The 12,852-nt window shown below is 68.7% G+C and carries 9 protein-coding genes; 5 read left to right on the top strand and 4 right to left on the bottom strand.

Features of this window, described 5'->3' with window-relative positions; genetic code table 11:
- A partial coding sequence (gene putA, locus RSA25_RS16500; protein ID WP_332809929.1) for a bifunctional proline dehydrogenase/L-glutamate gamma-semialdehyde dehydrogenase PutA occupies positions 1-3,039 on the top strand: 3,039 nt, incomplete at its 5' end.
- 69 nt (positions 3,040-3,108) lie between these two features.
- Here the strand turns inward: putA and RSA25_RS16495 are convergent.
- The gene (locus RSA25_RS16495; protein WP_332809928.1) at positions 3,109-3,753 is read right to left on the bottom strand and encodes a hypothetical protein; all 645 of its coding nucleotides are present in this window, start codon (positions 3,751-3,753) and stop codon (positions 3,109-3,111) included.
- Between the two features lie 127 nt (positions 3,754-3,880).
- Between RSA25_RS16495 and RSA25_RS16490 the strand changes: the two genes are divergently transcribed.
- Complete coding sequence (locus tag RSA25_RS16490) at positions 3,881-4,609, top strand: ThuA domain-containing protein (protein WP_332809927.1); 729 nt, start codon at positions 3,881-3,883, stop codon at positions 4,607-4,609.
- 219 nt (positions 4,610-4,828) lie between these two features.
- Here the strand turns inward: RSA25_RS16490 and RSA25_RS16485 are convergent, their stop codons facing one another.
- Positions 4,829-6,172, bottom strand: coding sequence for an outer membrane protein transport protein (locus RSA25_RS16485; protein ID WP_332809926.1), 1,344 nt, complete (start codon positions 6,170-6,172; stop codon positions 4,829-4,831).
- A 228-nt stretch (positions 6,173-6,400) separates the two neighbouring features.
- On the opposite strand from RSA25_RS16485, the gene RSA25_RS16480 reads away from it, so the two are divergent.
- Positions 6,401-7,093: a rhomboid family intramembrane serine protease gene (locus RSA25_RS16480; protein WP_332809925.1), complete on the top strand. Its 693-nt coding sequence runs from the start codon at positions 6,401-6,403 to the stop codon at positions 7,091-7,093.
- Positions 7,094-7,304: 211 nt separating this feature from the next.
- Here RSA25_RS16480 and RSA25_RS16475 read toward each other — a convergent pair whose 3' ends face one another.
- Together RSA25_RS16475 and RSA25_RS16470 are read right to left on the bottom strand one after the other, a co-directional pair.
- Positions 7,305-8,714: a S41 family peptidase gene (locus RSA25_RS16475; RefSeq protein ID WP_332809924.1), complete on the bottom strand. Its 1,410-nt coding sequence runs from the start codon at positions 8,712-8,714 to the stop codon at positions 7,305-7,307.
- A 124-nt stretch (positions 8,715-8,838) separates the two neighbouring features.
- A complete protein-coding gene (locus tag RSA25_RS16470; RefSeq protein WP_332809930.1) occupies positions 8,839-10,047 on the bottom strand; it encodes a peptidoglycan DD-metalloendopeptidase family protein in 1,209 nt (402 codons plus the stop codon).
- A 214-nt stretch (positions 10,048-10,261) separates the two neighbouring features.
- Between RSA25_RS16470 and RSA25_RS16465 the strand changes: the two genes are divergently transcribed.
- Positions 10,262-10,924 carry a hypothetical protein gene (locus RSA25_RS16465; protein ID WP_332809923.1) on the top strand — a complete coding sequence of 221 codons (663 nt, stop codon included), beginning with the start codon at positions 10,262-10,264 and terminating at the stop codon, positions 10,922-10,924.
- A 52-nt stretch (positions 10,925-10,976) separates the two neighbouring features.
- Positions 10,977-12,701, top strand: coding sequence for a M28 family metallopeptidase (locus RSA25_RS16460; RefSeq protein WP_332809922.1), 1,725 nt, complete (start codon positions 10,977-10,979; stop codon positions 12,699-12,701).
- Positions 12,702-12,852: the final 151 nt, after the last annotated feature.

Here is a 12,852-nt window from a genome sequence, read left to right as displayed (position 1 = left end):
CAGGCGAAGGTGCAGGCGCTGGCCGCCGACCTGGTCGCCCGTGTGCGTGTGCGTGCCAAGGACCAGGGCGCGATCGAAGCCTTCATGCGCCAGTACGACCTGGGCAGCGAGGAAGGCGTGCTGCTGATGTGCGTGGCCGAGGCGCTGCTGCGCATCCCCGACCAGGACACCGCCGACAAGCTGATCCGCGACAAGCTGGCCGACGCCGACTGGAAGAAGCACATGGGCGGCAGCGACTCGGTGCTGGTCAACGCCTCCACGTGGGGCCTGATGCTCACCGGCCGCCTGGTGCAGATCAACGATGCCACCCGCAGCGACGTGCCCGGTGCATTCGCGCGCCTGATCGGCCGCGTGGGCGAGCCGGTGATCCGCCTGGCCGTGCGCCAGGCGATGAAGATCATGGGCCACCAGTTCGTCATGGGCCGCACCATCGACGAGGCCCTGTCGCGCTCGCACAAGGGCGACAACGCCAACTACCGTTATTCGTTCGACATGCTTGGCGAAGGCGCGCTGACCATGAAGGACGCCAAGCGCTACCTGGAAGACTACCGCCGCGCGATCCACTCCATCGGTGGCGACCACAAGGCCCGCGGCGGCCGCCCGGACGGCGACGTCAACGCGGCCCCGGGCATCTCGATCAAGCTGTCGGCGCTGTACCCGCGCTATGAGCATGCCAAGCGCGCGCGCGTGCTGGCCGAGCTGGTGCCGGGCGTGCTGGAACTGGCGCAGCTGGCCAAGTCCTACGGCATCGGCTGCACCGTGGATGCCGAGGAGACCGACCGCCTGGAGCTGTCGCTGGACATCATCGAAGCGGTGGTCAGCGATGCCTCGCTGAGCGGCTGGGAAGGCTTCGGCGTGGTCGTGCAGGCTTACCAGAAGCGCACCCCGTACACGATCGACTACCTGGCCGACCTGGCCCGCCGCATCGGCCGCCGCCTGCAGGTGCGCCTGGTCAAGGGCGCGTACTGGGATGCGGAGATCAAGCGCGCGCAGATCGACGGCCTGCCCGCCTACCCGGTGTTCACCCGCAAGCAGAACACCGACGTGTCCTACCTGGCCTGCACGCACCGCCTGTTCACCCATGCCGATGCGCTGTACCCGATGTTCGCCACCCACAACGCGCACACCATCGCCGCGGTGAAGGTGATCGCCAAGGGCGGCCAGTACGAGCACCAGAAGCTGCACGGCATGGGCGATGACCTGTATGCCGAAGTGGTGCCGGCCGATCGCCTGGCCGTGCCGTGCCGCGTGTACGCACCGGTCGGTTCGCACGAAGACCTGCTGCCCTACCTGGTGCGCCGCCTGCTGGAAAACGGCGCCAACTCCAGCTTCGTCAACCGCATCACCGACGACGCGGTGGCCATCGACGACCTGATCCGCGATCCGGTCGAGGCGGTGTCCTCGTTCGCGTCCATCCCCCATCCGAAAATCCCGCTGCCGGTCGATCTGCTGCGCAGCCAGAACCATGACAGGACCAACTCCATGGGCGTCAATCTCGCCAACGACAACGACCTGCGCGCCCTGGCCGGGCAGCTCAACGCCGCCGTCAAGCCGTGGCAGGCCGCGCCGCTGGTGCCCGGTGCCGCCCCGACCGGCGCGCTGTTGAACGTGACCAACCCGGCCGACACCCGCCAGGTGGTGGGCCAGTGGCAGCCGGCCGACAGCGCCACCGTGGAGAAGGCGCTGGCCAATGCCGTGGCCGCGCAGCCGGCCTGGAACCGCACCCCGGCCGCCAGCCGCGCCGCCATCCTGGAGCATGCGGCCGACCAGCTGGAAGCGCGCCTGCCCGAGTTCATGGCGCTGTGCGTCAAGGAAGCCGGCAAGAGCCTGCCCGACGGCATCGCCGAAGTGCGCGAGGCGGTGGACTTCCTGCGCTACTACGCCAAGCAGGCGCGCGAGCAGTTCGCCCATGCCGAGAAGCTGCCCAGCCCCACCGGTGAATCCAACGAACTGCAGCTGCATGGCCGCGGCGTGTTCGTGTGCATCAGCCCGTGGAACTTCCCGCTGGCGATCTTCCTCGGCCAGGTGGCCGCCGCGCTTGCCGCCGGCAACAGCGTCATCGCCAAGCCCGCCGAGCAGACCAACCTGATCGGCTACTATGCGGTGAAGCTGCTGCTCGAGGCCGGCGTGCCCGAGGGCGTGGTGCAGTTCCTGCCGGGCGATGGCGCCACCGTGGGCGCGGCGCTCACCGCCGACCCGCGCGTGGCCGGCGTGGCCTTCACCGGCTCCACCGACACCGCCCGCGCGATCAACCGCGCGATGGCTGCCCGCGATGCCGCCATCGGCGTGCTGATCGCCGAGACCGGCGGCCAGAACGCCTTCATCGCCGACTCCTCGGCGCTGCCCGAGCAGCTGGTCAAGGATGCGATCGGCTCGGCCTTCACCTCCGCCGGCCAGCGCTGCTCGGCTGCGCGCGTGCTGTTCGTGCAGGACGACATCGCCGACAAGGTGATGACCATGCTGTCTGGTGCGATGGCCGAACTGAAGGTCGGCGACCCCGGCCTGCTGTCCACCGACGTGGGCCCGGTGATCGATGCCGACGCGCTGCAGATCCTGCAGGACCACGCCCTGCGCATGGAGAAGGAAGCGCGCCTGATCGCCGCGGCCGAACTCAGCGAAGCCGCGGCCCACGGCACCTTCTTCGCCCCGCGCGCTTACGAGCTGAAGAACCTGGACCAGCTGCACAAGGAAGTCTTCGGCCCGGTGCTGCATGTGATCCGCTGGAAGGGCGACCAGCTGGATGCGGTGATCGACCAGATCAACGCCACCGGCTACGGCCTCACCCTTGGCGTGCATTCGCGCATCGATGAAACCGTCGACCGCATCGCCTCGCGCATCAACGTGGGCAACGTGTACGTCAACCGCAACCAGATCGGGGCGGTGGTCGGCGTGCAGCCGTTCGGCGGCCAGGGCCTGTCCGGCACCGGCCCCAAGGCGGGCGGCCCGCACTACCTGCTGCGCTTTGCCACGGAAAAAACCGTCACCGTGAACACCACGGCTGCCGGCGGCAATGCCTCGCTGCTGACCCTGGGCGACTGATCGGCGCTGCTGGCCGGTAAACAAAAAACCCCGCGAAAGCGGGGTTTTTCATGCGCGCTGCCGGGCGCGTCATTCGGCGTGGATCGCCTCGATCTCATTGCGCATCAGCAGGTCATCGCCCAGGTAGCGCTCGAAGCGGATGCGCCCGAAACCGGCGGCATACCAGGCCTCCATGCGGTTGTCCTCGAAGGTCGCGCTGACGTGGCAGGTGTCCTTGAACGTGCGCGCCGCGCCACCGATCTCGACCTGCACGTCCTCGAAGCCGACGAAGGTGTAATCGGAGAAGCCTTCGTACGCCAACGGCTCCACCGTCTCTTCCACATGGTGGGTGCGTTCGCCCTTGCCGTCGACGACGAAGCGCGCGCCCGGGGTGGCCTGCGCCGGGAAGGTCGGTGCCGGGTTGTAGGTCTCGGTCATCACCGGCCTGGACGCATCGCCGCCCCAGGCGGCAATGCCATAGCGTTCCTGGCCCAGGAACTGGCGCCCGCTGGCGTCGTAGTAGCTGGCCGTCCCGATGCCACCGCCGGCGCTGGTGACGCGGATCGCGTCCTGGCCGGTGAAGCGTGCCTTGTCGATGGTCAGCGTTTCATCGCCGTTGGACCAGGACAGGCCCGGGGTGAGGGTGAAGCACGCAGCGAAGTCGGCCGCGTACGCCGGCGCCGACAGTGCGGCCAGGCCGAGGAAAAGGGTGGAACGAAGTGCGCGAGGCGACATGTGCAGATCCTTGTCAAACGTCATGACCCACGCTGCGCGGGGTCGGTGCGGGATTGTACGCGTGCGTCGCTGCGCCCTGCCCCGTCGCGCCGGTCGGGGCGGGCCAGATCCATGGCAGAATCCGGCCATGCGTACTGCCCTGCCCCTGGCCCTGCTGTTGGTCTCGCTGTTCGGCGCGGCCGCGCACGCCGCGATGCCGGCCGAGCGCGTGTTGGTGTTCACGCGGACCGAGCAGTTCCGCCACGACTCGATTCCCACGGCCATCGCCACGCTCAGGGCCGTGGCGGCCGCCGAAGGCATGTCGGCCGATGCCAGCGAGGCCGCCACCGATTTCACCCCGTCCAACCTGGCCCGCTACCGGGTCGTGGTATTTGCCAGCACCACCGGTGATGTGCTCGATGACGCGCAGCAGGCGGCGCTGGAAGGCTTCATCCGTGCCGGCGGCGGCTTCGTCGGCGTGCATGCCGCCGCCGACACCGAGTACGACTGGCCGTGGTATGGCCAGCTGGTGGGCGCGTGGTTCCAGGTGCATCCGCCGGGCCTGCAGGACAGCCGGGTGCAACCCGAACGCAAGGGCCGAGCGCGCGGCAAGGCCTGGCCGATCCGCGACGAACTCTACAACTACCGCGACAACCCGCGCCCGCGCGTGCAGGTGGTGGCCACGGTGGACGAGAGCCTGTATCGCGGCGGCACCCTGGGCGCCGACCACCCCATCACGTGGTGCCATGCCTTCGACGGCGGCCGCAGCTGGTACACCGGCCTGGGGCATGACGAGGCGGTGTATCGCGATCCGAATTTCATCGCGCAGGTGCGGCAGGGGCTGCGCTATGCCGCGGGGCGCTCCAAGCGCTGCTGATGGCGAGCCTGGTTTGATGCGAGGACCAGCCGCCGCGCGGGCCGTTGGTCGGTCATCGGTGTGCGCCCCACCTGTAGCCGACCCAAGCCGCACGGCCATGCACTCGCGCGCCGTTGCAGCGCAATCCGGCATCCACCCCGCTCATGGGCGACGCCGCAAACAAAAGGCCCCGCTTGCGCGGGGCCTTCTGCATTCAAACAACCGGTGCTGCAGCGTCGATCAGAACTTGTAGTTGAACGAAGCCGCCAGCACGTCGCCACGGACCTTGTACTTGCCGGTCAGCGAATTGCCCTGGTTGTTGGTGGTGCCGGCGATGTTCACGTCCGGGTCGCTGGTGAACAGGTGGGTATAACCGAAGTTGTATTCCATGTTCTCCGACGGGGTCCAGCCCACGCCCAGCGACAGCCACTTGCGGCTGGTGTCGGGCACGCGCACGTCGCGGTGCGCGTTGGTGGTCGGGGTCTGGTCCAGCGCGATACCGCCGCGCAGGGTGACGGTGTCGCTCAGCTTGTAGTCGGTACCCAGCGAGACGAAGGTCGTGTCGCGGTAGCCGAATTCCAGCACCGAGTCCGGCTGCGCCGACGCGTAGTCGATGGTGACCTGGTCGAACGCGGTCGACCAGGCGGTGCGGGTGACATCACCCATCACGGTCCAGCGGTCGTTGACGTTGTGGGTCACGCTCAGGGTGGCCGAGGCCGGCAGGGTCAGGGTTGCCTTGCCCGAGGTGCTGGTGAAGCGACCCGGCTGGGCCACGGCCAGCACGGCAGCGGCGTTGGTCGGCACGTCGAAGGTGGCGTCGCCGCCGGTGATCTTGTGCTCGACCTTGGAACGGTAGCTGATGCCGATGTGGGTGTTTTCATCCGGCGAGAACAGGCCGCCGACGGTCCAGCCCACGGCGTTGTTGTCGCCTTCCACGGTCAGCTTGCCATCGGCGCTGCCCGGGGCGAAGCCCGGCACGCGCGACTGCGCCAGCGCGGTGCCGAAGTCGATGTTGTTGCTCAGTTCGATGGTCAGGTGCTCGACGAACACCGAGGCGCCGAAGGACACGTACGGGTTGACGTCGTAGGAGGCGGCAAAGCCCAGGTCGATCGCCTTCAGGTCGGTCTTCAGGCCGCTGTAGCGCCCCACCCAGCCGTTGTCGTATTCGGTCTTGAAGCCGAACGGTGCGGTCAGCGACACGCCGAAGTGGGCCTGTTCGCCGATCGGCATGTGGAAGTACGCGGCCGGGACCGGCGCGATCATGCCGGCGTCGCCGCCGTCGCCGCCCGTCTGGGCCTGGCCGGTCGGCTTGCGGCCGGTGCCGTTGTACTTGGCCGAGAAGCTGATGGCGCTCAGGTCACCCTGGATCTGGGTGCCTTCCAGCTGGCGCATGCCGGCCGGGTTGACGGCGATGATCGAGGCGTCGCCCTGGGCGCTGCCCGAACCGGCGAAGGCGCGGCCGAGGCCCTTGGCGCTGTTTTCCTTCAGCTGGAAGGCGGCGGCGTGGACGTGGCCGACAGCCAGGACACCGGCAATGCCGACGGCCAGGGCGGTGACGCGGGCAAGCGTGGAAGCGGTATGCATGTTTGGTTCTCTCCGGAATTGCGGTGATGTTTGGCAACGTGCGCCTGCGTAGGCCCGGTCCTGACGGACCCGACCGACGCGCCGGATTCCCCTCCCGACATACGACGCCGTATTGGAGTATACCCAGACCGGTTAATGAAACAATAACGGCTGGCCCCCAGGCGGCTATTCAGGCTGAACCCGCCATTTCCCCGCCGCAAGCGGCGCCACGCTAGTCTATCGGCACCCATGTTCGTATCGCTTCCCTCCCGCAAGAAGTCCGCCGTGCGCTGGGCCACCCCGCTGCTGTTCGCCGCGCTGTGGGGGGCCTTCCTATGGTCGATCTCCCGTCCAGACGATGCCCGGCGCACCCTGTGGCTGGACTGGGGTGCCCTGTCCACCGGGCTGACCCAGCCACAGGCCTGGTGGGCCACCCTGCAGGATGGCAGCGTGCTGCGCCTGTTCACGGCGTTGTTCCTGCATGCGGACTGGTCTCACCTGCTGGGCAACCTGGTGTTCCTGCTGATTTTCGGCCTGCCGGCCGAACGCGTGCTGGGCCCCTGGCGGCTGCTGCTGCTGTTCCTGGTCGGCGGCGGGATCTCCAACCTGACCGCCATCTACGTCATGGGCAGCCCGGACCAGATCATCATCGGGGCCAGCGGCGCGGTTTCGGCCCTGATCGGCGCCTACCTGGCCCTATTTCCCGGCGCGCGGCTGGGCGTGGTGATCCCGCTCGGGCTGTTCCTGGAATTCGTGCGCGCCCCGGCCTATCTGTTGATCGGGGTGTGGGCCGGGCTGCAGGTGGTGTTTGCCCATATCGGGCCCAGCTTCGGCATGGTGGCCTGGTGGGCGCACATCGCCGGCTTCGTGTTCGGCCTGGGCTACGGCGTATACGTGCGGGCGGCGATCGCACGGCGGCTGCGCAAGCGACACGGCTTCTAGGGTGATGCCGGCCGCTGGCCGGCTCCCCACAAACCCGGATCGGCCGGGTAGTGCCGGCCGCTGGCCGGCTCCCCGCACACCCGGATCGGTCGGGTAGTGCCGGCCGCTGGCCGGCTCCTCGTACGGACGGGTGATTGCAGAGCCGGCCAACGGCCGGCACTACCTCGTGCGGAGGGTGATTGCAGAGCCGGCCAACGGCCGGCACTACCGGTCAGGGTTTGGTCGGCACGTCCGCCGGCTTTGCTTCCGGCTTTGCTTCCACCTTCGCTTCCGGCTTCTTCTGCGCGGCCGCCTTGGCGGCCTCGGCCTTCTGCTTTTCCAACACCGAGCCGGGCTGCTTCAACTCGGCCAGCGCGTCGTTGATCGGACCGTCGCCGGGCAGCACGTCGCCGGCCTTGTAGCCTTCGCCGCCTTCCTCGTCGCCGCGCAGGTGGCCCGGCAAGGTGGCTTCGCTGTAATCGGCCAGGCTGGCGGGCAGCGCGTCTTCATCGCCGCGCTTTTCCGGTTGCAGCACCACGTCCGGCACGATGCCGGTGGCCTGGATCGACTTGCCGCTGGGGGTGAAGTAACGCGCGGTGGTGAGCTTGACCGAGTCGCCGTTGTCCAGCGGCAGCACGGTCTGCACCGAACCCTTGCCGAAGGTGCGGCTGCCCACCACGCGGGCGCGGCCGTTGTCGCGCAGCGCGCCGGCCAGCACCTCCGAGGCGCTGGCCGAGCCGGCGTCGGCGAGCACCACCACCGGTGCGCCCTTGAGCAGGTCGCCGGGGGTGGCGTCAAAGCGCGCATCGCTGATGGAGATGCGGCCGCGGGTGCTCACGATGTTGCCCTTCTCCAGCAGGTCGTCGGCCACCTGCACCGCCGCGGTGAGCAGGCCACCGGGGTTGCTGCGCAGGTCCAGCACCAGCCCCTTGAGCTGGCCGCCGGCCTGCTTCTGCAACTGCGCCACCTGCTTCTGGAAGTCGGCGCCGGTGTCGGCCTGGAAGGTACTCAGGCGGATGTAGCCATAGCCCGGCTCCAGCATGCGGCTGCGCACGCTGGTCACGCGGATCGTCTGCCGGGTCACGCTGACATCGAACGGCTTGGGCTTGCCCTCGCGCACCAGGGTGAGCACCACCTTGCTGCCGGCCTTGCCACGCAGCGGTTCGGTGGCTTCGATGGCGCTGATCGGCTTGCCGTCGATGGCGATGATCAGGTCGCCGGCGAGGATGCCGGCCTTCGCCGCCGGGGTGTCGTCGATCGGCGAGATCACCTTGAGGCTGCTGTTGTCCGGCTGCTGCTGCAGCTCCACGCCGATGCCGTCGTAGGCGCCGTTGGCCTGCTCGTCGAAGGCTTCGGCGTCTTCCTTGTCGAAATAGGTGCTGTGCGGATCCAGGTCCAGCAGCAGGCCACGGATGGCCGACTGCATCAGCTTCTTGTCATCCACCGGGTCCACGTAGGCCGCACGCACGGCGTTGTACACGGCCACGTAGCGCCGGATTTCTTCCAGCGGCACCCGCGATGTCACCGCCTCTTCGTTGCTGGCCGCATCGCTGGCGCGGCCGGCGGCCTCGCTGGTCTGCTGGGCCCAGGACGCCGCCGGCAGCAGGGCCAGCAGCAAGGTGGCGGTACGGGCTACGCGCATGAAGCACTCCAGGTCGGCGGGGGACGGACAACACGCACTGGGTGCGTCGCCCGATTATGCGCGAAGCGACGATAAATTCCCGTTGAACCCGCGGCGTGGCAGCCGTCTGGCGTTTGGCTGGCTGTCAGCGACGCTGCAGCCAGCTGCCCGGATCGACCGGCTGGCCATTGCGGCGCAGCTCGAAGTACAGCGCGGTGACACCCTGCCCACCGGAGTTGCCGACCTTGGCCACCGCATCGCCCTTCTTCACCGTGGCCCCGGCATCGCGCAGCAGCGTGTCGTTGTGCGCGTAGAGGCTCATGTAGCCGTTGCCATGGTCCACGATCAGGATCATGCCGTAGCCGGTCATCCAGTCGGAGAACACCACCGTGCCATCGGCCACCGCGGTGATCGTGCTGCCGGCCGGTGCGCCGATCAGCACGCCGCTGCTGGTGCGACCATCGGGCAACTTGCCGCCGTAGCGCGCCAGCAGGTTGCCCGACAGCGGCCAGCCCAGCCCACCCACCTTGGGTGGCGGGGCCGAAGCCACCGCCGGCGGCGTCTTGCCCGGGCGCGGCGGCGGCCGGGTGCCATTGGCGGCGGCGGCCTTCTCGGCTTTCTCGGCCGCGGCCTTTTCCGCAGCGGCACGGCGGGCGGCGGCGCGGCGTTCGGCTTCGGCGCGCGCGGCGGCGGCGCGCAGGTTGGCCAGCAGCGTCTCCAGCGCCTTGGCATCCTGGCCCAGGGCTTTTTCGCGCTCGCTGCGGTCCTTGTAGCGTTCGTCCAGGCTGGCCACGGTGGCCGCGCGGGTGCGGCGGTCGTCGGCCAGGGCCGCGGCCTGCTGCTTCTGCTGCTGGCGGGTGCCTTCGAGCGCCTGGCGGCGCTCCACGATCTGCGCCTCCACCGCCTGCAACTCGGCCAGGTCGTGGGTGATCAGCTGGATGCGGCGCGCACGCTCGCGTTGCAGGTAGCGGTGATAGGCCAGGCGGCGATTGGCGTCGGCCACCCGGTCCTGGGACAAGAGCAGTTTCAGCGGCGCGTTGTTGCCGATGCGGTAGGCCGAGCGCAACAGATCGGCCAGCTCCCCGCGCTGCCGCTCCATGCCGGCCTGCAGGTCGCTGCGCTTGCGCTGCAGTTCGTCCATGGCCCGGGTTTCGCGCTGCAGCGCGGTCTCGGTCTGGGCCAGCACCCGCCCGGTGCGCGCGACCTTCTCATCGGCGTCGCGCAACTGGCGCGAGGCCTGCCCGCGCTGCCCTTCCAGGGTGCGTCGTTCCTGCGCCACGTCCTTCAGCTCGGTACGCAGCTTCTGCAGCTTGCGCTCGGCCTCGCGGGAACTCTGTGCCGCCACCGGCCCCATCGACAACACCGCCAGCGCCACCAGCACCGGCCCGACCCAACGGCGCAGGGCCGCTCCGTCGTGGCGTGCGGTCGACGGTTTGTTATCCCGGCGTGAGGAGAAGGCGTTGTGGCGCAAGGGCTTTCCAGTGACTTCAGGCAGATGCGGATTGTAGCGATGCATGGTGACATCCCCACAGGCGGCCTGCCAGCCGCACACCCGACACGAGGTCACGATGAAAGCTCTTTCGCTCCCCCTGTTGATGGCCCTGGTGCTGCCGAGCGCCACCGCGCTGGCCAGCGAAGACATCAGCAAGGTCAACGGCAGCATTCGCGCCAGCAGCGGCCAGGCCTACGGCGACCTGGAAACGGTCAACGGCGGCATCACCGTGGACGACGGCGTGGTCACCCGCGAGATCCAGACCGTCAACGGCAGCATCCAGGTTGGCGATCGCGCCCGGACCACCGGCGTGTCCACCGTCAACGGCAACCTGCGGATCGGTCGCGACGTGGTGGCCACCGGCAACGTGGAGACCGTCAATGGCGGCATCTACATCGACCGCGGCAGCCAGGTCGACGGCAACCTGGAAACGGTCAACGGCGGCATCGGGCTGGTGGAGACGCGCTTGAACGGCAACATCGAGACCGTCAACGGTGACATCACCGTCGGCGTCGGCTCGCAGGTGCAGGGCGGCATCCGGGTCAAGAAGCCGAACTTCAACCTGTCCCTGACCGGCGGCCGCAAGCCGCGCGTGATCATCGGCCCCCGGGCCAGCGTGGCCGGCACGCTGCAGTTCGAGCGCGAGGTCACCCTCTACGTGCACCGCAGCGCCCACATCGGGCCGGTCACCGGCGCACAGCCGCAGGCCTTCGATACCGACGCCGCGCCGCAGGATTGATACCCTCTCCCGGTGCCCCTGCGCACCGGCCCACTGGATCCAGGAATCGATGATGCCCCGTAAACTTCTGTTGTGCCTTGCCGCCACCGCCGCGCTGAGCGCGTGCAAGGGCGAAGCCACCGCACCGACCGACACCGCCGCCCCGTCCGCGCCTGCCGCGGCCCCCGGCCACGCTTTCGCCAGCGATATCAATGCCGCCGACTTCGCCGAGCTGGTCAAGACGCTGTCCTCGGACGCCTTCGAAGGCCGCGCCCCGGGCAGCAAGGGCGAAGAGCTGACGGTCAACTACATCCGCGACCAGATGCAGCGCATCGGCCTGCAGCCGGGTAATGGCGACAGCTGGTTCCAGGACGTGGCGATGACCGAGACCACCGCCGACGAATCCACCGTGCTCAAGCTGGACCAGGCCGGCAAGCCGCGTGACCTGGTGTTCGGCACCGACATGGTGATCGGCACCCGCAGCGGCCAGCCGGAAGTGAAGGTGGACAACAGCGAGCTGGTGTTCGTCGGCTACGGCGTGGATGCGCCGGAGCAGAAGTGGAACGACTACGCCGGCCAGGACTGGAAGGGCAAGACGGTGGTGATGTTCGTCAACGACCCCGGCTTCCACGTCGATGACCAGACCCTGTTCGACGGCAAGCGCATGACCTACTACGGGCGCTGGACCTACAAGTTCGAGGAGGCCGCGCGCAAGGGCGCCGCCGCGGCGCTGATCGTGCACGACACGGCCGGCGCATCGTATGGCTGGGACGTGGTGAAGAACTCCTGGGCCGGCCCGCAGTACGACCTGCCGGCCAAGGATGACGCCGAGCCGCGGCTGCCCGCGCAGGGCTGGTTGAGTGCCGAGGCGGCGCGGCAGTTGTTCGCCGATGCCGGGCTGGACCTGGACAAGGCCTACAAGGACGCCAGCAAGCGCGGCTTCAAGCCGGTGTCGCTCAAGGCCAAGGTCTCCTTCGACCTGAAGAGCACCATCGCCGAGAAGAAGTCGCGCAACGTGGTCGGCGTGCTGCCGGGCACCAAGCGTGCCGACGAGGCCGTGCTGTACATGGCGCACTGGGACCACCTGGGCAAGCACGAGGGTGAGCAGGGCGACAACATCTACAACGGTGCGGTGGACAACGCCACCGGCGTGGCCGGCATCCTGGAAGTGGCCGACGCGATGGCCCACCAGCAGCCGGCGCCGGAGCGCTCGGTGGTGTTCCTGGCGGTGACGCTGGAGGAATCGGGCCTGCTGGGCTCCAAGTACTACGTGAGCCACCCGACCTTCCCGCTGGACAAGATCGCCGGGGTGATCAACATCGATGCGATGTCGGTGGCCGGCCGCGCCAAGGACCTGACCGTGACCGGGTTCGGCAGTTCCGAGCTGGAAGACATGCTCAAGCCGCTGGCGGCCAACCAGGGCCGCACCCTGCACGGCGAAACCTCGGTGCAGAGTGGTTTCTACTTCCGCTCGGATCACTTCAACTTCGCCAAGGCCGGCGTGCCGGCGCTGTATGCCGACGGCGGTGAAGACCTTCGCGAGGGTGGCGCGGACGCGGGCCGCAAGGCGGCCGAGGCCTATGGTCGCGATCGCTACCACGGCCCCAAGGACGAGTTCGACCCGGCGACCTGGAAGCTGGATGGCACCGTGGAAGACCTGCAGCTGCTCTACGGCGTGGGCAAGGAGCTGGCTGGCGGTGATCGTTGGCCGAACTGGTACGAGGGCAACCCGTTCAAGGCTGCGCGCGATGCGATGATGAAGCCGAAGGCGGCTGCGACGGCGACGGCGGCACAGTAAAGCCGCAGTCAGTGTGTGTGAATCAGGAACGGCGCCCTACGGGGCGCCGTTTTTTTATGGAGGAATGTCGACAATGAAACGGCTGAAGTGGAGCCTGGTAGGGTCGCATCCCGATCGACCGCCGTTGCGGCCGCCGCGCCCGGTAATGGCA

The organism is Stenotrophomonas sp. (assembly GCF_036662295.1).
GTDB lineage: Bacteria > Pseudomonadota > Gammaproteobacteria > Xanthomonadales > Xanthomonadaceae > Stenotrophomonas.
This window is presented reverse-complemented; position numbering and strand designations above follow the sequence as displayed.